The organism is Pyxidicoccus sp. MSG2, from assembly GCF_026626705.1.
Lineage (GTDB): Bacteria > Myxococcota > Myxococcia > Myxococcales > Myxococcaceae > Myxococcus.
In genome coordinates this window covers 5485169-5505455 of the sequence record NZ_JAPNKC010000001.1, presented here as the reverse complement: position 1 = coordinate 5505455, position 20287 = coordinate 5485169, and the positions used below count along the sequence as shown (strand labels likewise).

Genomic DNA, 20287 nt, shown 5'->3' with positions numbered 1-20287 from the left:
TTGCAGTCCGCCGCGAGTGGTGCCTACATCCGGGACGACTTTCGCAGAGGGGGGCACTGCGTGGGCTACGGCTTCATGGTGTGGGCGGTGGACACGAACAAGCTGCGGCAGGCGGCCGGCTCGAAGGACGAGAAGCTCCGCCGCATGATTGGCGGACGCTTCAAGCGCGACCTCGCCAGTCTGGATGAGCTGTTCGAGCACACCTTCTCCTCTGGCGGGCCGAACACGTACGAAGCCCTGCGGCAGATCATCGACGGCACCGTGCCGGACGGCGCTCGCGGCGGCATCTACTTCTACGCCTTCAAGCTCCTCGTCGAGCACTTCGGACGCTTCCTCGACAACGGCGCCGTGTACCCGTGGAACAGGCCCGACTTCGCCCCGGTCAACGCAGTGCTGAAGAAGATGGGCGTGCCCTTCGAGGTGGACTCGCTCTACGGCGTCAGCCTCCCCGTCAAGCTCCCCTACCCCGACGACTTCCCCCTCGCCGGCTGGGTCGACGAGGCCACGGTGAAGAAGGTGGCCGCCGCTTTCGAGGGCGCGAAGACACCCAAGGGCGAGGAGGCAGGCATCGTGGAGTGTGTCCGGGGCTGGTTCCGCGACGCGGCGGCGCAGGGGCGTGGGCTCGTCAGCTACTATCACTGAGTCACGCAGGACTTCCGGGCCCGCGGCACCGCGGGCCCGAGACAACCAGGAGTAACAGATGAAGGCATGGATGGCTGTGGTGGCGCTGGCGGTGGTTCCCCTCGTCGGGTGCGGTTCCTCGCGCGAGCTGAACAAGGCCCGCATCGAGGCGAACACGGCGCGCAAGGACGCGGACTCGCTCCGCGCGGAGAACAAGGCGCTCAAGGAGAAGGTCACCGAGCTGGAGGGTGAGGTCGCCTCCGTGACGAAGGAGCGCGACGAATTGAAGGTCGCCGCCGAGCAGCAGACCGTCCCGGCCGCCGTCCCGGCCGCCGGCAAGAAGCGCGGGAAGAAGTAGGCGCGAGGGAGCCCCGTGGATGAGCGGAACCCAGCGCACCACCGCGGTCCACGTGCACGACGGCTGTGACGTGTACGTGGGCCGGGCCTTCCGCGCCTACGCGAAGCCGAGCCCCATCAACCCGGTGCCCGGCCGCTTCGGCAATCCCTTCAAGCCCGGAGGCGTGCGCACTCCGGGCGCGATGTTCCGCACCTACTTCGCCCCGTGGCTCGCGACGCTGCCGGAAGATGAACAGGCGCGCATCCGCGAGGAGGCCCTGCACCGCATGGGCCCCGACGAGGACGCCTTCAAGTCCTTCCGCTGGTACCTGGAGCTGCGCGCCCGGCACGACGCGGACTACCGCGCCGCCGTGCTCGGCCTGCGCGGCAAGCGCCTGGGCTGCTTCTGCAAGCCCGGCCCCTGCCACGCGGACGTCCTCTCCGAGTGGGTGAACGCACAGCCCGCGAAGAAGGCACGCCGGTAGGACTACACTGCGGGTATGACCGCACGACTCCACCTGCGCGCCCTCGCCCTGGGCTGCTCCCTGCTCCTCGCACCCGCCGCGGGGAGCGCTCCCGCCGCCTCGAAGCCCGCCGCGCCGGGTGTCTCCATCGCCAGCATCGAGGCCCAGGTCTATGACCGGCAGCAGGGCGCCGTCGTGGCCATGGACGCCGCGTCAGACCCGTACGGGATGAACGTGGACGCCTTCATCGTCGTGAAGCTGCAGGGCACCTACGACGGGAGCGCGCCGCTGAAGCTCAAGCTCCAGGCCACCGCGCCGAAGGAGTCCTCCGAGGCCGGGGAGAGCCCCGGCTTCAAGGTGACGCAGACGCGCGAGCTGCACGCGCTCGCGGAGAAGGGCGTCACCCAGGTGCCCTTCCTGATTCCCTACGTGTGCGCCTCGAAGGTGAAGCTCACCGTCACGCTGACGGGGACCGGCATCAAGAGCAGCAAGACACTGGACACGTCCTTCCCCTGCGCCGAGTAGCTCAGCGCGACGAGAGGACGAACTGGTTGCCGTCCGGGTCCTTGAACTTCAGGAAGGTCCCCCAGGGCTGCTTCTGCGGCGGCCCGTCGAACTCCACCCCGCGCGCGCTCAGCGTCTCGTAGGTCTTCATCGCGTCGTCGCACGCGAACGAGCCGTTGAAGAAGCCGCCGATGCGGTCCTCATGGCCCTCGGGCGTGAAGAGGACGACGCCCGTCTCGGCGCCGGGAATCTTCAGCTCGATCCAACGCTGCTTCTCGTTGAACCGCTGGTCCGTGGCCACCTTGAACCCGAGCTTCTCCGTGTAGAACGCGAGGGCCCGGTCCTGGTCGCTCACCGGGATGCTGACGAACTTCACCATCTTGATCATGTCCGCTGTCTCCACGCGCGCCACGCCCCGGGCACGCGGAACGTCAGGTAGCGCGGATTGCGCGCCAGCGAAAGGCGCCGCGTATGCACTATAGTGCGAGCAACTATAGCGATAGGGACTACAGCACATGAGCACCGTCCCCGTGGATGCCTACGTCCTCCAGACACTGATGCCGGACCTGGTGGGGCATGACCGCTCGCCCTCCGCGTTCCTCGTGTACCTGCACCTGTGGCACCGCACGGCGGGTGCGAGGGACAGGTCCGTCTCCGCGAGCCTGGCGCAGGTCGCCGAGGACACGGGCCTGTCCAAGAGCGCGGTGCAGGGTGCGCTGCGCCTGCTCAAGCAGCGTCGGCTGGTGAAGGCCGAGCGCGCCAGCCTCACCGCCGTGCCCGTCTACGAAGTCCTCCGGCCCTGGGTGCGCGGCAGGTAGCGCCCCGACACGCTTCCGACATGTCGGCACGCGGCTCCCGACACGTCGCCCGCGCACGCCCGGTGTGACGGAACGGACGGAAGCACGGGCGTCAGAGGAGGAAGCGCGGTGGAGGCCCCTGGCACATGCGCTGCACAGGGGGAAGGCAGGCGCGAACGAAGGGCCTTCGGGCTCCCGACGCGCTCCCACCCACCTTCGCCTCCCGGCGAGAAGGAGCCGTGTCATGCCCACCGTGTCCGTCCCCAAGCCCACGAACGAGCAGCCCTCGCCGCAGACGACCGAGAGCCTCCAGGCCACGCTCGTCAACCAGACCTCGGGGGTCCTCACCCTCGTGAAGTCGGCCACGGCCCGGCCGTGGGTGCAGTCGCCGCCGGGCACCATCGCGGCCGGCCAGTCCGGGCAGTTCGTCAGCCCGGGAGACTTCTCCAACGCCGCCAACGGCTACGTCGTCTACCAGGCGGCGAATGGCGCGACGTTCACCCTCGAGTGGGCCATCCCCTCCATCGGCAAGAACAGCATCACCTGGCAGGCCGAAGGGGGCCTGTCCGCGCAGGAGAGCGGCTCGCTCGACGGCTGGAACGTGTCGGCCGCGTGGTTCATCTCCTGAGCGCAACCGGGCCTGCTCCCGGTGCTGGAGTAGAGTGAGACGACTGGCCCGAGGCCCCCCATGTCCCGCTCGCTCGCCGATGTCTCCACCGCCGCCCTCCCGCAACGCAGCGGCGGCCCGAAGGAGCCCCGCACCGTCCCGGCGCTGACCGTCGTGTCGCATCCCCTGTCCCGGCGCGTCGGCGAGCGACTGCTGCTCGACGCCGTCACCGCCGGCAGGGAGGTGGACCTGTCTCGCAACGGCCCGGACTTCACGCGTCCCGGCTCCGCGCTGGGCGAGCCGCTGCTGGACCCGTTCATCAGCCGCAAGCCGCTGCACCTGTCCCCAGGCATGCTGCCCGGCAGCGTGCGGCTGACCAACAGCGACGGCGGCACGCAGGTGAGCATCGCCGGCACGCCGATGCAGGGCTCCTGGGAGCTGTCCCGCGAGGAGCTGGCCGACGGTGTCCCGCTGGAGCTGGGCGGGCACGTGGTGGTGCTGCTGCACCTGACGGACCTCTCCGAGGAAGCGCCCGCCGCCGACACGCTGGGCATGGTGGGCGAGAGCACCGGTGTGCGGCGCCTGCGCCGGCACATCGAGCGCGTGGCGGACCTGGACGTGCCGGTGCTGATTCGCGGCGAGACGGGCACGGGCAAGGAGCGCGTGGCCCAGGCCATCCACCAGCGCAGCCGGCGCCGGGACGGGACGTTCCTCAGCGTCAACCTGGGCGCCATCCCCAAGGAGCTGGCCGCCGCCGAGCTGTTCGGCACGCAGAAGGGCGCGTACACGGGTGCCACCCAGAGCCGCGAGGGCTTCTTCCGCGCCGCGCACGGCGGCACGCTGTTCCTCGACGAGGTGGGCGAGGCCCCGCCCGAGGTGCAGGTGATGCTGCTGCGCGTGCTGGAGACGGGCGAGCTGTACCCCGTCGGCGGCAGCACCCCCGTCACCGTGGACGTGCGTCTGCTCGCCGCCACGGACGCGAACCTGGAGGAGCAGATTCGAGACGGCCGCTTCAAGGCGCCGCTGATGCACCGGCTCGCCGGCTATGACATCCACGTGCCCCCGCTGCGCGAGCGTCGCGAGGACATCGGCCGCCTGTTCCTCCACTTCGCCCGCGAGGAGCTGGAGTCCATCGGCGAGTCGCATCGACTGGACAATGACGACGCGTACGCGGAGCCGTGGTTGCCCGCGCCGCTCGCGGTGCGACTGGTGCGCTTCGCGTGGCCGGGCAACATCCGCCAGCTTCGCAACCTGGCGCGGCAGCTCGTCATCGGAAGCCGGGGTCAGCCCCGCCTGCTCGTGGAGCCCCGGCTGGAGCAGGAACTGGAGGCCGCGGCCCGGAAGGCGCCGGCCAATGTGATGCCCGGCGCTTCCTCGACGTCCGTCAATGCTCTACCAGCGGACAGGGTGGCTGCGTCCCCGAGCACCGGGGTGACCTCCTCCGAGCCGGCTCCCGAGAAGACCTCGGCACGCAAGAAGGCGTCACAGCTCACCGAGCAGGAGTTGCTCGCCGCGCTGCGGGAGAACGACTGGGACCTCAAGGCCACGGCGGAGGCGCTCGGGATTGCGCGGCCCTCGCTGTATGACCTCATCGACAAGAGCCCGAACCTGCGCACCGCCGGGGACTTGAGCACGGAGGAAATCACCCGCTGCTTCCAGGAGTGCGACGGGGACCTGGACTCCATGGTGCGCCGGCTGGAGGTGTCCCGCCGCGCGCTGGGCCGGCGCCTGAAGGAGCTGGGCCTCACGCCGCGCAACGGGTGATGCGCCGTCGGGGGCGCAGTCCGTGACAGGCGTCGTCGGCGTCCTTCACGCGTGCGCGTCCGGGCGCGCGGCCTCCACGTCCGTCAGCGCTTCACTCCCGCGACGGGCGTGAGCGCGTAGTGGCGCATCTCCTCGATGCGGCCGACGTAGGGACGAATCTCCGCGAAGAAGCGCGCGAACTCCGGGCTCTTGCGGAAGCCCTGCATGTGGCCCTCGGCCGAGTCCCACTGGATGCGGAGGATGAAGCGCGTGGCGTCCTCCGTGCAGCGCGACAGCTCCCAGCCCAGGCAGTGGGACGACGCGAGGAGCGAGTCCTGCGCCCGCGTGTAGCTGGCGATGAACGCCTCTGCTTCGGACTCGGGAATCGTGTAGCGGATGTATTCGACAATCATGCGGTCTTCCTTCGGGGTGCGGGTCGGGGTGCTTCGATACGGGCGCCCACTTCATCGGCGAGGCGCAGGCCCCAGTCGTAGAGCGCCTGGAGCGTGGGGCGCGCGGACTCGCCCCGGGGTGTCAGCGCGTAGAAGACCTGCTTCCCCGCGCCGGGCCGCGTGACGCGCTGGATGAGCCCCTGCTCCTCCAGCTCGCGCAGCCGCTGGGTGAGCATCTTCTCGCTCATGCGCGGCGTCAGCCTCCGCAGCTCCGCGTAGCGCAGCGGCCCTTCCTTCAGCCGCGCGAGCATCACGACCTTCCACTTGCCCCCGAGCACCTCCAGCGCGAGCTCGACGGGACAGTTGAAGGTCCGTTCCAGGGAAGAGGCCATGTCCCCCTTCCCTAGCCCCCACCCTCTCCGCAATCAACGAACCATCCGGTGCGTTGACGGCGCGGGAAGTGCACGGACACGTCCCGGACGCGGGTGCACCGGACAGGTCGCACGACTTTCGCGCGGGGCTCACGCCGGGCCCTGTACGCTGGTGCCTCGTCGTGAAACGGGAGGGAACCGCACATGCACAAGCGATACGTCTTCGTGGCAGTGGTGGCCGTGGTCTGGGGAAGCGCCTGCGCGACGCGCTCGAAGGGCGCGGAGGCCGGTGAGCCGGGGACCGTCACCATGGAGTCCCAGGGCGCTGGAGCGCGGAACGGGACGCTCTGCAAGGAGAGCCTGCCCATCACCGTGAAGCTGGATGACTCGGGCAGGAAGAAGTTCGACCCCTCCCCGGGTTCTTCCGATTGGCTGCTGTGCAACACCGGCACGATGACCGTGACGAACGACCTGTCGTACGCGGCCTGCCTCGTCATCGTCGACTCCGAAGGCAAGAACGCCGTGACGCCGAAGAGCGTGTCGGCCTCGGGGGGGAAGGCGGATATCGGCGCGCCAGCGGACGGCGACTACACGCTCGGCGTCTGCCAGCAGAACGGCAGCGACTGCTCGAGCGGATGCGCGCACATGACGGACACGCAGCAGGGCGGAGGCATCACCGACACCATCAAGGGCAACCTCAGCGTCGTCACCTCGGGGTAGCGCGAGTCAGGCGGGCCTGCTCTCGCATCAGGGCCCGCTTCCTCGAGTCACCGCCCGACAGCATGCGCGTGAGCTCCTCCCGGGCCACGCGCCACTGCTCCTGGAGCCGGGGCTCCGAAGGGTCGGGCAGTTCCACCCGCTCGGCCAGCAGGGCGCCGCGCACGGCCAGCGCCTCCGCCCACGCGGGCCGCGCCGCCACCGCCGCCTCCGCCAGCGTCAGGCCCCGCTCCAGCATCGGCGCGGCGTCCCGCCCGGAGCGCGAGCGCCACTCGCTCCAGGTGAGGCAGAACCGGGCGAAGGCGGTGCGGAACTCCGGGCGCGCGGGCTCCAGGTCCACGGCCTTCTGGAAGGATTGGGCCGCGGCCTCGAAGTCCTCGTCGCGGCCCTGTCCCCTGCGCGCCCGCGCCTCGACGGCCTGCGTCTCGCCCAGCAGCAGCCACGCCTGCGCCAGCCCCGGGTTGAGCGCGAGCGCCCGGCGCAGCGCCTCCGTGGACTGCTTCAGGGGGCGTGCCGTGTCGGCATTGCGTCGCAGCGCGTCCGCTGCCTCCACCCGATGCACCGCGCCCAGCCACATCCACGGCTGGGGCACGTCCGGCAGCAGCGTCACCGCCCGCTGGAGCGCCACTTCCGCGGCGCGCACGGCGGGCAGCGGAGAGTCGGTGCCAGCGAGCAGGACCTCCGCGTGCCACGCCTGGACTTCACCGATGTTGTTGTGGGCGAAGCCCTGGCCAGGTGCCACGGCGATGGCCTGCTCGAAGGCGGCCACCGCCTGGCGCAGCAGCGGCTCCGCGTCGTCGCCCCTGTCCCACGCGTCCTTCGCCTGCTCGAAGAGGATGGTGCCCACGCCGTTGTGCAGCGGCGGCAGCTTCGCGTTGATGGAGACGCCCCGGCGGTAGGCCGCCAGGGCTCGCGCCCACTCCGGCCCCGCGTCCCGTCCCGAGTCACGCAGTCGTCGGGCTCGCGCTTCGTAGGCCTCGCCCGCGTAGAACCAGGAGGAGAGGAGGCTCGGATTGAGGGCGCACGCGCGCTCCATCGCCTCCGCCGCGCGGGACAGGTCACCGTCCGCGTCCGGCGCGCGCGGGTGCGAGGCGCGGGACACGTACGCCTGGCCCAGGTTGGTCCACGCCTCGGCGCGGCGCGCGTCCAGGTCCACGGCGGTGCGGAAGGCGTCCACGCCGCGGTTCCGATACGGGAGCGCATCTCCGCCCGCGCCGTCCTCGGAGTCGGCCCACACCTTGAAGACGAGGCCCAGGTTGATGTGGAAGTCGAAGTCGCGCGCTTCCGTGGGAATGCGCTCGAAGGTGGCGGCGGCGTCGCGGAGCAATTCGCGCACGTCCTGCCCCTGCTCCTGGCGGTAGTTGGCGCGCTGCCACGAGTCCAGCGCCAATTCCGTCAGCGCCTTCGGCTCCGACGGCGCGAGCGCCACGGCCTCTCGCGCCGCCGCCAGCGCCTTGTCCAACAGGGGCTCCACCTCTCCGCCCTGCCGCGAGTGCTGCTCGGCGAGACGACGGTGGAGCGCGGACTCCAGCACGTGGCTCATCGCATCGTCGCGAGCCGCCGTGAGCGCACGTCCCACCGCCTCCACGCCGCGCGTGTACGGAGGCAGCACGTCGCCCTGCCCGTACACCTCCACGACGAGCGACTCGTACTCGAGCAGCGTCAGCGCCCGGTGTACCGCGGGCACGCTGCGGCCGATGTCCGCGGCTTCCGCATAGGCGCGGCGGCCGGCGTCGAAGTCCTCGCGCGCGCCCTCGCGGTCTCCCGCGTTCCAGCGCCGCAGGGCCCGCGTGAGGTGGATGTCTCCGCGCAACAGCGGCGCCTCGTGGAAGCCGGGCAGCCGTGTGCCGAGCGCGGCCAGTTTCGCGAGCGCGTCGTCAGTGCGGTCCTCATGCGAGGCGCGCAGGGCCTCGACGTACTCGGGGGCGGGCACCTCCGCGCCGTCGCTGCGCCGGAGGAAGTCCAGCGTGGGGGCGCGGTAGCGGGCCTCCACCTCGCGCAGGCGGGCCTCACGGCGGGTGGCGTCCCGCAGGCGCTCCGCCTCCAGGCGCTGCTCCTGGTAGAGGTGGCCCAGCACCAGTGCCAGCGCATACGCCACGCGCGGCTCCTGGTAGCCCCGCGCCCATGCGGCCTCCAGGTGCTCGCGAGCGCGGGCCTCGTCTCCGAGCGCGAGGAAGCCGCGGCCCAGCGCGTAGTGCCCCGGCCCTTCCGCCACGGGGCCCGCGTCGCGCATGGCGGACTCGATGTCGCGCATCCGCGCGCGGAGGGCCTCGCGGTCCGTGCGCGTGTCGTGCAGCGGGGCGGTGCCGGAGTAGCGGGCCTGCGCTTCGATTCGCTCCACGCCCTCCGTGAAGCGGCGGGCCAGTGTCTCGCGCTGCGTGACTTCACGGCGGGCGAGCACGGCCTGCCCCAGCGCGAGCGACACGGCGAGCAGCGCGACGGATGCGGTGGCCACGGCGCGGCGGTGCCTGCGCAGCCACTTGCGCGCGCGGTAGCCGGGGCCGGTGCGTGCGAGGACGGGCGCGCCGTCGAGGAAGCGGCCCAGGTCCTCGGCCAGCTCGCGCGCGGAGCCGTAGCGGGCGGAGCGGTCCTTCTCCAGACACTTGAGGGTGATGGCCTCCAGGTCGCCGGGGATGTCCGCGTCGAGCGCGCGCGGCGGGCGGGGCTCGGCGGTGGCGATGTTGCTGAGCACCTCCAATCCGTTGTCACCGGGGACAGGAGATTGGCCGGTGAGCAGCGCGTAGAGGGTGGCGCCGAGGCTGTAGACATCCGCGCGGCGGTCCAGCCGTGTGACTTCGCCCCGGGCCTGCTCGGGGGACATGTAGTGCGGCGTGCCGAGCACCGTGCCGGTGGCGGTGACGCCCTCCTTCCAGTCGCGAGCGAGGCCGAAGTCCATGACGTAGGGCTTCAGGTGGCCTTCGGCGGTGCGCTCGACGAGGACGTTGGAGGGCTTGATGTCGCGGTGGATGAGCCCCGCACGGTGGGCGGCGTGGACGCCCTCGGCGGCGTCGCGGAGGAGCATGGCCTTCTGCTCCACGGTGAGCGCGTCCACGAGCACGTTGAGCGGCTGCCCGTCCACGTACTGCATGGCGATGTAGACGCGGCCCTGGACTTCGCCGACCTCGTACACGCGGCACACGTGCGCGTGGTCCACGCGGGCCTGGGCGCGGGCCTCGGAGACGAAGCGGCGGGCGAGCTCGGGGTCATCGTCACGGACGAACTTGAGCGCGACCTGGCGGCGCAGGCGCGGGTCCCACGCGAGGAACACACGCCCCATGCCGCCCTGCCCGAGGAAGCGCACGGGTTGGTAGCGGTCCCAGCCGGGGACGGGGAACGCGGGCTCGTCGGCGCGGGGGGCCAGCGCGGCCTCGGGCTCACGGCCGGTGGTCTCAGCGGGTGGGGGCGCGGGGCTCACGGCGGCGGTGCCTGGAGCGGGCGTGTCGGCGGAGCGAAGCGCCTCCTGCGGAGCCATGGGACGCACGGCGGCAGGTGCCAGCGTGTCCGCGCCCACCGTTCCAGAGGCCTTGCCTGCATCGGCCCGGGCTTCGCCGCGCAGCGCGATGAGCGAGTCCTCGGAGAGACGTCCCTGCTCGCGCAGCAACTCCAGCGGGCCCAGTCCCCTGCGCGCGGCCTCGGTGCGCAGGGCATCCACCTCGTCACGGGACAGCACGCCCTCCGCGAGAGCGTGGCGCAGCTCTGCTTCATATCGCTCGCTCACGAGTGGATGGCGCCTCCACTTCCGAGCGTACTGGAGCGCCACCGCTCCGGCGAAGCCGCCACCTGTCCTCGCGGTGCGCACATGCAGCCACTCGAACAGCGGTGAACCGAACACGCTTCTGACGTGGCTCCCCCGCCCGTGCGCCCCCGCTATATAGCCGCGCCATGCCCACCCTCATCCTCACCGCGAAGGACCTGCGCGGCCTCTACACCGTCGAGCTCGCCCTCTCCGCCGTCGAGCGCGCCTTCCGCGCCCACGGCCTCGGCGAGGCCCTCATGCCTCCCAAGGTCTACCTCTCCCTCCCCCAGTACGACGGCGACTTCCGCGCCATGCCCGCGTTCCTCGACGGCTCGGCCGGCGTGAAGTGGGTCAACGCCCATCCGCGCAACCCCGAGAAGCACCACCTCCCCACCGTCCGCGCCCTCTACATCCTCAGCGACCCGGACACCGCCTCTCCCCTCGCCATCCTCGACGGCACCCTCCTCACCGCCTGGCGCACCGGCGCCGCGGGTGGCGTCGCGTCCAGGTTCCTCGCGAAGAAGGCCCCGCGCACCCTCGGCCTCGTCGGCTGCGGCGTGCAGGCCCGCGTCTTCATCGACGCCCACCGCGCCATCTACGGCGAGCTCGAGCTGCTCCTCGCCGACGCCTCCGACGACGCCGCCAGGGCCCTCCAGGCCGAGAAGGGTGGCCGGGTGGTCAGCCTCCAGGAGGCCTGCGGCGCCGACATCGTCTGCACCTCCACCCCCGTGCGCTCCCCCATCGTGAAGCGCGAGTGGATCCGCCCCGGCACGCACATCAACGCCATGGGCGCCGACGCCCCCGGCAAGCAGGAGCTGGACGCGCGCATCCTCACCGACGGCCGCGTCTTCATCGACGACACCGAGCAGGCCACCCACTCCGGCGAGGTCAACGTCCCCCTCCATGACGGCCTCTTCAAGGAGGAGCAGCTTGCCGGCACCCTCGGCGAAGTCGTCGCCGGCAAGAAGCCCGGCCGCTCCGGGGACGAAATCACCGTCTTCGACTCCACCGGCCTCGCGCTCCAGGACGTGGCCCTCGCCCGCGCCCTCTACGACGTCGCCCTCGAGCGCGGCGTCGGCCAGCAGCTCGACATCGTCGGAGGCTGAAGCCTCGCCTGGCGCGGCCCAATCCCTGTCACAGACGTGTCTCGGGATACCGGGGTCAATCCAACCCCAAGCGACCAGGGAAGTGTCCGAAATCCGGCTACTGGACACTTCCAGCCAATCTGGAGTATTCCGCCAATACGCGCTGACTGAGGGGGAAGTCCTTCCATTTCGCAGCAAGAGCACCCGCTGGAGGGAGACGGTGTCTCCCCCGCGAGGGCCGTGCTGCGTCTTGTAGACCGCCCCGGAGGATTGGCGCGCGGTGTCAATTCCTGACACCCGGCGTTCCTTCGGAGAGTCATGCATCCCAATTCCTCACGGCGGCCCGCGCCGCGTCACACCGGCCTGCTCGGCCTGGTGGCGCTGGTGGTGTCCGTCCTCGCCCTTCCCGCGTCCGCCCAGACGCAGACCAACACCCAGGCCACGCAGCGCGCCATCAACTTCCTCAGCGCGGACGTGACGAACTGGACCAACGCCAACAACTGCGTGGCGTGCCACCGCCAGGGCGCCGTCGTCTACGGCATGGCCAACGCCAAGGCCAACGGCTACGACATGAACGTCGTCGTCGGAAACAACCGCACCAACACCCAGAACCTGGAGTTCCTCGCCCAGCGCATCAAGGTGGACCAGCTGGCGAACGGCTCGTGGATTCACGAGGGCACGTCGTTCCGCAACGAGAAGACGTCCTTCTCCACCTTCGGCCTGGCCGGGTACGACCAGAACGTCTCCACCCAGTACAGCGCGGGGCTCACCGCCGCGGCCAACTGGGCGCTGACCACGCAGGAGGCCAGCGGCCGGTGGCCGTCGGACCACGCCAACTTCCCGGTGGACCACGGCAGCGTGCCCACCACCGCGCGCGTCATGACGGGCATCGCCCAGGCGAAGCAGCGCGTGGACCCGGCGAAGGCCGCGCAGTACCAGGCCGCGCTGGACAAGGCCGCCGCCTTCCTGCGCGCCAACCTCAACAACGGTGACACCTCCGCCACCGGCAACGGCATGCCCTACACCTTCGAGGTGGCCTGGGCCATCGTCGGCCTGAAGGTCGCGGGCCCCGGCCCCAACGGCGAGAACACCGCCGCCATCAACACCCTGGCCGACCGCCTCATCGCGCGCGCCTCCACCGCCGGCGTCCCGGGCTGGGGCAACCTGGCCAACGAGGCCGCCAACGACTTCGCCACCGGCAGCGCCATCTACGGCCTGTGCCTCGCCGGCCGCGAGCCCGCCACGGACCCGCGCCTGCGCAGCGCGATTGAGTGGATGAAGACGCGCCAGTCCCCCGACGGCAGCTGGCGCACCGGCTCCGCGACGTTCGACATCCCCACCACCTTCGCGGCCCTGGGCCTGTCGTGCTTCGGCGACTTCAGCGTGAAGGTGTCCGTGGTGGGCTCGGACCGCAAGGAGCTGCTCATTGGCCCCAACCCTTCGCAGACGGCGACGTTCACCTTCCGCGTGAAGAACCACGGCTACCAGGCGGACACGTACGCGCTGAGCACCCAGGGCGGCCTGCCCGGGTGGACGTCCGTGGTGAGCCAGCCCACGCTGTTCCTCGCCGCGGGTGACGAGGGCACCGTCAGCATCACCATCACCGCGCCCCCGGACCTGTTCCCGGCGCTCACCTCCGAGTTCACCCTCACCGCCGCCTCGGGTGGCGCGCCGGGCGTGTCCGACAAGGCCCGCGTCAACGCGTACACCCCGCCGCTGCCTCCCGTGACGGGCCGTCCCACCGTCACCGCCATCCAGACGCCCGCCCTCAACGCGCACGTCATCATCGGCCAGGGTGCCACGCTGTCGGCGCGCGTGACGGACGCGGGCGCTCCCATCGTCGGCCCGGGCAAGGGCGTCGTCACCTTCTACGTCGCGGGCGTGCCCGTGGGCGCGGACCAGGACCTGGACGGCGACGGCCTCTTCACCACCCCGTGGAATCCCGCCGTGGACAGCTGGACGGTGACGGGCGCGCAGGACTACCGCGCGGTGTACTCCGGCGTGGAGCTGCAGGCGCCGCTGGCCAACCTGCTGGGCAGCACCGACGCGCGCACCATCATCATCGACCCGTTCCCGCACGAGACGCCGATGGTCACCATCGGCAACCCGCCGGCCTACACCCGCGAGACGACCCTGGACATCTGGGGCTACGCCACGCCGCGCGCCCCCGGCGCCTACGTCACCTACGCGGCCTTCATCGTGAATGGCGGCGCGCCCATCGTCCTCACCCCGGGCAACGGCGGCCTCATCTTCACCACCATCACCCTGGTGGAAGGCCCGAACATCATCACCATGACGGCGCGCGACAGCTTCGGCGGCGTCACCACCAAGCAGGTCAACCTCACGGTGGACCGCGTGGCCCCCATCCTCACCATCGTGTCGCCCGCGCCTGGCGCGGCCATCGGCTCGTCGGTGGTGGCGGTGACGTCGTCGGTGCAGGACCAGACGCCGGTGCGCGTGGAGACCCAGTGGGCCAACGTGTCGCTGCTCGAGTTCGGCAACGGCTCCGTCACCCACAACGTGACGGTGAACTACGGCGACCAGGGCATCATGGTGCGCGCCACGGACAGCGCGGGCAACGTCACCGAGAAGTTCATCATCATCTGGTCGGACCCCGGCACGCCGGTGGTGAGCACCAACTTCGCGGACGGCCAGCTCTACGGCCCGATGCTGAATGACACGTTCAACTACGCCATCAACGTGCAGACGATTTCCGCCACCACCGTGCGCGTCAACGGCGGGCCGGTGATGAACCTGCCCCGCGGCGGCGGTCAAATCCAGACGACGGCGGCGCTGCTGCCGGGCGTCAACACGTTCAACATCACCGTGACGAGCGAGACGGGCGTCACCACCACCACCACCCGCCGGGTGAACTACGACGTGGCGCCGCCCCAGGCCACGCTGCTCAGCCCCGTCGCGGGGAGCACCGTCAGCGGCACCATCACCCTGACCGCCCGCGTCACCGACAACTACGGGCCCATCGGCTTCGTGGGCTTCAGCCGCGACATGTCCGGCATCCGCTCCGGCACGCTGCAGCCGAACGGCACGTGGACCGCCGAGCTCGACACGCGCGAGCTGGTGGACGGCGCGCACACCGTGGACGTCTGGATGAACGACGGCGTCAACAACTTCACCGTGCAGAGCTTCAACTTCAACGTCGACAACTGACGTGAGCCCCGCCTCGCGCGGGTGAAGTGGGGACGGGACGCCGCGGAAGCTCGCGGCGTCCCGTTCCGCGTTTCAGGGGTCCTCTCAGCCCCCGTCGAGGACCCGTGGGTCCGCTCCGGGTCCGTCACCTCGGGGACCCTTCGGGACGCGGGAACGTCCGCGAGCGACACTCCGCGGCACGGGGTCGGGACAGCGCGCGAAGGAGGTGCCACTTTCGGCGGCGCCGTTCCTGCTTCCCCGCGGGGCGACCGGACGACCTCGGGTCTCCGCCCGGGGGACTGGCACCCTCTCACCTGGAGTGACGTGAGCCGCGTCGACCCATCCAACGACGTCCACCAGCCTCCCGGCGTGGACGTCAACCGCCGCTTCTACCACTCGGTGCTGGGCTTCCTTCAGGGCCTCACCGGGCCGGAGAAGCGCTTCTGGATTCTGGTGGTGACGGTGGGGCTCATCGCGGGGCTGGGCGCGGTGGCGCTGCTCGAGGTGCTTCGCTTCACCCAGCACCTCTTCTGGCGCAACGGCGGGGAGGAGTTCCTCGCCGGCGTGGCGGCCGCGCCCACCTGGCGTCGCGTGCTCATCCCGATTCTCGGCGGAGCGCTCGTCACCCTGGTGTCGCTCGTCGTCGGCCAGCCCCTGCGCGGCCACGGCACCGCCGGCATCATCGAGTCCATCTGGGTGAAGTCCGGCTGGCTGTCGCTCCCTCGCGCGCTCCTGCGCGGACTCGTCTCCATCATGGCCGTCGCACTGGGCGCTCCGCTGGGCCGCGAGGGCGCGCTGCTGTCCACGGGCGCCGCGAGCGGCTCGGCGCTGTCCCGCGCACTGAGGCTGGGGCCCGGACAGGCCCGCCTGCTGGTGGCGTGTGGCGCTTCGGCCGGCATGGCCTCGGCCTACAACGTGCCCATTGGCGCAGCGCTCTTCGGGCTGGAGGTGCTGCTGGGCAGCTTCGCGCTGGAGATGTTCGGCCCCATCGTCGTCTCGTGCGTGGTGGCGACGCTGGTGTCGCGCGTGCTCATCGCGGACCACCCCAGCTACGTCATCCCCCACTACGCGCTCACGCACCCGCGCGAGTTGGTGCTGGCCATCGTGCTCGGACTGGTGATGGGCGTCGCCTCCGCCCTGTACGTGCGGGGCATCAACCTGCTGTCGGATTTGCTGGACCGCGCGGCCGGCTGGTTCTCCGCCTTCCTCCCGCTGGTGGCCATGACGGTGGTGGGCGTGGTGGCGGTGTGGCTGCCGCAAATCATGGGCAACGGCTACGACGCGGTGAACGCGGCGCTGCTGGGCCACGTGCCCCTGGTGATGTTGCTGCTCCTGCCCCTGGTGAAGCTGGCGCTCACCTCGCTGTGCGCGGGCGCGGGCGTGCCCGGCGGACTCTTCACCCCGTCGCTCTTCTTCGGCGCGCTCCTGGGAGGCGCCTTCGGCGTGCTGACCGGGTACGTTGCGCCGGGAGGCGCGCCCAGCGGGGCGTACGCGCTGCTGGGCATGGGGGCGGTGCTCGCGGGCACCACGCACGCGTCGGTGTCCGCCGTGCTCATCATCTTCGAGCTCACCGGCGACTACCCGCTGGTGCTGCCGCTGATGCTCAGCACGGTGGTGGCCGCGGCGGTGAGCCGGAGGCTGGAGCCCGAGTCGCTCTACACGTCCGTGCTCAACCGCCGCAACGTGCGCATGCCGGCCACCGTGCCCCAGTGGCTGCGCCAGGAGGGCGCCCGCGCGCTGCTCATGCCCGTGCACCAGCGCGTCTCACCCTCGGCTCCGTTCCAGGAAGTGGTGGCCCTGCTGCTCGAACTCCCCGCGGGCGAGGACCTCTACGTCACCGACGCGCAGGGCCGGTACCGGGGCGCGCTGGTGCTCGACTCGCTCAAGGGCCACCTGCCGGACCACTCGCTGCTGCAGGCCATCATCGCCGAGGACATCCTCGACACGCGCGTGAGTCCCATCACTCCGGACCTGTCCCTCGCCGAGGTGGCGCGGCGTTTCTCCGAGACGGCGCTCGAGCGCCTTCCCGTGGTGGATGGGGACTTCCGGCTGCTCGGCACCATCTCCAAGCGGGACGTGTTGAAGCAGGGAACGTTCTGAGGAGGCGAACGTGGAACCCAGGCAGATGCCCAAGGGCCCGGCGCGCATCTGGAGCATCGTGCTCATGTCGCTGCTGTGCACGGTGCTGACGGTGGTGCTGCTGCGCCACCCGGGGCCGCCCACGCCGCCGCCGCCGCCCGTCCCCGACGAGCCCGACACCTCCACGCCCCTCACCGACGAGCAGCGGCGGGCCATGTACCGCGCATGGCCCCTGTTCCAGGGTTGGCCGCTGCCGCAACTTCCCGCCGGCACGGGACAGCGCGACGCCGGTCAGGAGCCGCCCGACCACGACTCGCACCCCTGAGGCGCGCTCCGTTCGTTTTTGACGGCTCGCGGCAATGCGGAGTGACTGCCATTTCCGCATGAGCAGCGCCGGCCCGGGGTGGGTCCGAATGCACCAGTGCATCGCACCGAAGGCGCGTGAAGACGGAGAAGTCTTTCATCCGAGCGAGGACCGCACCTCCGCCAATGTCTGTCTGGCACGCCGGTTAAACACATACAACCCGCCCCTTACGGGGCATGACGCGCCCGCCCAGAGGCCAGACAGTGGACAGTCACTCCGCACGTGCTACCGAGGAAGTGTGCGGGTCATCCCTGCCCATGCGCGTGTCGCGAGTGCCTCGGGGTAGACATGGACTCGCGCGGCTCGCCTGAGCGGCCGGTGCCCAGACTGACAGGCATGCACATTTCTTCGTAGCCCTTTGCGTGTGTCTGGACTCGCGGCGGTATCCTCTCATTCCAGGCGGTCCGTCTCTTGAGCGCGGGGGGCGCGCACGGGACGCCAACGCCACCGTGCCCCCATGCCCTCAAGCGCCGAGTCATTGCCTTCACCTCGCACCCTGCTCACGCGGGGTGTGCGCCTCGTTACCGCGCTGCTGGTGCTGCTCGTCGTGCCGCCAGCGCGGGCAGCCACCAACGCCGAGGCCGCGCAGCGGGCCATCAACTTCCTCAGCGCGGACGCCGCCAACTGGGCGACGCAGTTCGGCTGCACGTCGTGCCACCGCCACGGCGCGACGATGTTCGCGCTCTCGACGGCGCGCGCCAACGGCTATGACCTGGATGCGCTGACGTACAACCAGCGCACCAACCGGCAGAACCTGGAGGCCATCGCCGCGCGCATGCAGTCCGAGCAGCGCGCGGACGGCTCCTGGATTCACCTGGGCAACTGGTATCCCTCCGCCAAGACGAGCTACTCCGCCTTCGGCCTCGCGGGCTACGACGCGAACGTGGGCACGCAGTACTCGGACGCGCTGGTGCGCGCCGCGGACTGGGCGGTGGGCACGCAGGCCGGTGGCCGCTGGAAGGAGGACTTTCCCTTCTACCCGGTGGGCTACGGCAACGTGGGCACCACCGCGCGGCTGATGACGGCCATTGCGCAGGCGAAGCAGCGCGTGGACCCGGCGAAGGCCGCGCAGTACCAGGCCGCGCTGGACCAGGCCGCCGCCTACGTCATCGCGCACATGAACGATTTGACGGACGGTCCGGACAAGGACGGCCAGCGCTACACGCACCAGGTGGCGTGGGCCATCGTCGGGCTGAAGGCCGCGGGGCCGGGTGCGAGCGGACAGAACACCACGGCCATGAACACGCTGGCCGCGCGGCTGCTCGCCACGCGCGCGCTCGGGGACGCGCCGGGCTGGGGCGGGCTCGCGGGCGAGGCCCCGGACGAGTACGCCACCAGCGTCACCCTGTACGCGCTGTGCGTCGCGGGCCGGAAGCCCGGCGCCGACGGGCGCATGGCCGGGGCCCTCGACTGGCTCAAGTCGCGCCAGGCCTCCAACGGGAGCTGGGGCGTGGGCACGCGCTACCCGGACATCCCCACCACCTTCGCGGCCATGGGGCTGGCGTGCTTCGGTGACTTCAGCGTCGGCGTCTCCGCGGTCGGAGCCTCGCGCAAGCCGTTCGAGCACGACCTGCCGAGCGTGCAGAGCGCCTCCTACGTGCTCACCGTGCGCAACAACGGGTACAAGACGGACGCGTACACGCTGGCGACCCAGGGCGGGCTGCCCGGGTGGACGGCGTCGCTGGACAGGACGACGCTGGAGTTGGGGCCGGACGAATCGGCCACTGTCACCCTCACCGTCACCGCGCCCGCGGGGCTGGCGCCGTCGCTGACCTCGGAGGTCATGGTGGTGGCGGCGTCGGTCGGTGCGGCCAGCGTGAAGGGCTCGGCGCGGCTGACGACGTACACCACCCCGCCGCCGCCCACCGAGGGCGTGGCGACGACGACGACGCTGCTGACGCCCGCGGACGGCACCCCGCTCACGGTGGCGCTGAACAACCCGCTGTCCGCGCGCGTGGTGGATGACCGGGGCTGGCAGGCGCGGGGCCCCGGCATGGGCGTGGTGACCTTCGTGGTGGCGGGCGTCACGGTGGGCGCGGACAACGACGCGGATGGGGATGGCGTCTATTCGATGGTGTGGCGTCCGAGGACCGCGACGTGGGACGACCTGGGCCTCCAGGACGTGCGCGCGGTGTACTCGGGCGTGACGCTGCAGCCGGACCGGGACAACCGGCTGGGCAGCACGGACTCGCGGCAGGTGGAGGTGCTGCCTTCACCGTTCCCGAATCCGTCGGTGACGCTGTGCGGACTGCCGGGCTTCACGGAGGAGAGCTCCATCGAGGTCTGCGGCTACACGACGACGGCGGGCTCGGACGCGAGCATCGAGTCAGCGGTCTTCATCATCCACGGGCAGCGCTACCCCGTGGTGCCGGACCCCAGCGGTGGATTGGTGATGGCCGAGCTGCCGCTGACGGACGGGCCCAACTTCATCCAGTTGGTGGCCGTGGACACGTTCGGTGGCATCGCGAGCGAAGAGGCGCTGGTGATGGTGGACAGCACCGGGCCGGAGCTGAACATCGTCTCGCCCGTGCAGGGCTTGGGGCTGACGGTGTACAGCGTGGACGTGCAGGTGGTGGTGCAGGACTGGTCGCCGGTGCGCGTGGAGACGAACTGGGTGCACGTCAGCGAGCTGCCCGCGGGCGGAGGCACGGTGACGCACACGGTGTGGCTGGGCCCGGGGGAGAACGTCATCCTGGTGCGGGCGACGGACTCGGTGGGCCATGTCACGGAGAAGGAAGTGAATGTCTGGGTGGACGCCCAGGCGCCGTTCGTGGGCACGGGGCTTCCGGACGGGTGGCTCGTGGGGCCGCAGCCTGGGGATTCGATGTGGTACGGCATCGGCGTGTACGCGGCGTCCGCGACGCGGGTGAAGGTGTCGTCGGGCGGGACGTACACGCTGCCTCGCGGGGGTGGCGGAGTGGACGCGACGCTTCACCTGGTGCCGGGCGTCAATACCTTCACGATTGACGTGACGGGCGAGACGGGATTGAAGACGTCGCTGACGCGCACCGTGCGCTACGACAACTCGCCTCCGGAGGCGGAGCTGCTGGTGCCGGTGCCGGGCGGGACGTACAGCGGGGTGGTGACGCTCACGGCGCGGGTGACGGATTCACTGACCGGGGTGCAGGGCGTGGCGTACACGCGGGATGGCTCTGGCATCCGAGGGGCGGAGCTGCAACCGGATGGCACGTGGACCGCGGAGCTGGATACGCGGGAGTTGGTGGACGGGGAGCACACGGTGGAGGTGTGGATGACGGATGACGCGGGGAACTTCGTCATCCGGTCGTTCCCGTTCTCCACGATGAACCGGCCGTAGCCGTCTGC

General features: G+C 71.0%; 17 protein-coding genes. 13 read left to right on the top strand and 4 right to left on the bottom strand.

Features of this window, described 5'->3' with window-relative positions; all coding sequences use genetic code 11:
- The first annotated feature begins 60 nt into the window (after positions 1-60).
- Genes OV427_RS21355 through OV427_RS21340 form a run of 4 tightly spaced genes read left to right on the top strand, consistent with a single transcriptional unit; the run spans position 61 to position 1946 of the window.
- On the top strand, positions 61-642 hold the full coding sequence (locus OV427_RS21355) for a DUF7691 family protein (protein WP_267857986.1): 582 nt from the start codon (positions 61-63) through the stop codon (positions 640-642).
- 58 nt (positions 643-700) lie between these two features.
- Entirely contained in the window at positions 701-979 is a 279-nt protein-coding gene (locus OV427_RS21350) for a hypothetical protein (protein ID WP_267857985.1), read from the top strand.
- A 19-nt stretch (positions 980-998) separates the two neighbouring features.
- On the top strand, positions 999-1442 hold the full coding sequence (locus OV427_RS21345) for a DUF4326 domain-containing protein (RefSeq protein WP_267857984.1): 444 nt from the start codon (positions 999-1001) through the stop codon (positions 1440-1442).
- A gap of 15 nt (positions 1443-1457) precedes the next feature.
- Positions 1458-1946: a hypothetical protein gene (locus tag OV427_RS21340; RefSeq protein WP_267857983.1), complete on the top strand. Its 489-nt coding sequence runs from the start codon at positions 1458-1460 to the stop codon at positions 1944-1946.
- 1 nt (position 1947) lies between these two features.
- Here OV427_RS21340 and OV427_RS21335 read toward each other — a convergent pair whose 3' ends face one another.
- Positions 1948-2313: a VOC family protein gene (locus OV427_RS21335; RefSeq protein ID WP_267857982.1), complete on the bottom strand. Its 366-nt coding sequence runs from the start codon at positions 2311-2313 to the stop codon at positions 1948-1950.
- A 127-nt stretch (positions 2314-2440) separates the two neighbouring features.
- Between OV427_RS21335 and OV427_RS21330 the strand changes: the two genes are divergently transcribed.
- From OV427_RS21330 to OV427_RS21320, 3 genes are all read left to right on the top strand, one after another.
- Entirely contained in the window at positions 2441-2743 is a 303-nt protein-coding gene (locus OV427_RS21330; protein ID WP_267857981.1) for a helix-turn-helix domain-containing protein, read from the top strand.
- Positions 2744-2966: 223 nt separating this feature from the next.
- Complete coding sequence (locus tag OV427_RS21325; protein WP_267857980.1) at positions 2967-3350, top strand: hypothetical protein; 384 nt, start codon at positions 2967-2969, stop codon at positions 3348-3350.
- A 60-nt stretch (positions 3351-3410) separates the two neighbouring features.
- Positions 3411-5093 carry a sigma 54-interacting transcriptional regulator gene (locus OV427_RS21320; RefSeq protein WP_267857979.1) on the top strand — a complete coding sequence of 561 codons (1683 nt, stop codon included), beginning with the start codon at positions 3411-3413 and terminating at the stop codon, positions 5091-5093.
- A gap of 83 nt (positions 5094-5176) precedes the next feature.
- Here the strand turns inward: OV427_RS21320 and OV427_RS21315 are convergent, their stop codons facing one another.
- Together OV427_RS21315 and OV427_RS21310 are read right to left on the bottom strand one after the other, a co-directional pair.
- Entirely contained in the window at positions 5177-5485 is a 309-nt protein-coding gene (locus OV427_RS21315; RefSeq protein ID WP_267857978.1) for a putative quinol monooxygenase, read from the bottom strand.
- Positions 5482-5856 (bottom strand): winged helix-turn-helix transcriptional regulator, encoded by a 375-nt coding sequence (locus OV427_RS21310; protein ID WP_267857977.1) that lies wholly within the window; start codon positions 5854-5856, stop codon positions 5482-5484. Before OV427_RS21310 ends, OV427_RS21315 begins: the two co-directional genes overlap by 4 nt.
- A gap of 183 nt (positions 5857-6039) precedes the next feature.
- Between OV427_RS21310 and OV427_RS21305 the strand changes: the two genes are divergently transcribed.
- Entirely contained in the window at positions 6040-6555 is a 516-nt protein-coding gene (locus tag OV427_RS21305; protein WP_267857976.1) for a hypothetical protein, read from the top strand.
- On the opposite strand, the gene OV427_RS21300 is transcribed toward OV427_RS21305, so the two are convergent.
- A complete protein-coding gene (locus OV427_RS21300; RefSeq protein WP_267857975.1) occupies positions 6542-10270 on the bottom strand; it encodes a protein kinase domain-containing protein in 3729 nt (1242 codons plus the stop codon). The genes OV427_RS21305 and OV427_RS21300 overlap by 14 nt on opposite strands.
- Positions 10271-10434: 164 nt before the next feature.
- Between OV427_RS21300 and OV427_RS21295 the strand changes: the two genes are divergently transcribed.
- The 5 genes from OV427_RS21295 (at position 10435) to OV427_RS21275 (ending at position 20279) form a co-directional block, all read left to right on the top strand.
- Positions 10435-11394, top strand: coding sequence for an ornithine cyclodeaminase family protein (locus OV427_RS21295; protein ID WP_267857974.1), 960 nt, complete (start codon positions 10435-10437; stop codon positions 11392-11394).
- A gap of 297 nt (positions 11395-11691) precedes the next feature.
- On the top strand, positions 11692-14541 hold the full coding sequence (locus OV427_RS21290) for an Ig-like domain-containing protein (protein WP_267857973.1): 2850 nt from the start codon (positions 11692-11694) through the stop codon (positions 14539-14541).
- Between the two features lie 348 nt (positions 14542-14889).
- Positions 14890-16620, top strand: a complete 1731-nt coding sequence (locus OV427_RS21285) for a chloride channel protein (protein WP_324290065.1) — start codon at positions 14890-14892, stop codon at positions 16618-16620.
- Between the two features lie 10 nt (positions 16621-16630).
- Entirely contained in the window at positions 16631-16924 is a 294-nt protein-coding gene (locus tag OV427_RS21280) for a hypothetical protein (RefSeq protein WP_267857972.1), read from the top strand.
- 496 nt (positions 16925-17420) lie between these two features.
- Positions 17421-20279 carry an Ig-like domain-containing protein gene (locus tag OV427_RS21275; protein WP_267857971.1) on the top strand — a complete coding sequence of 953 codons (2859 nt, stop codon included), beginning with the start codon at positions 17421-17423 and terminating at the stop codon, positions 20277-20279.
- The last annotated feature ends 8 nt before the right edge of the window (positions 20280-20287 follow it).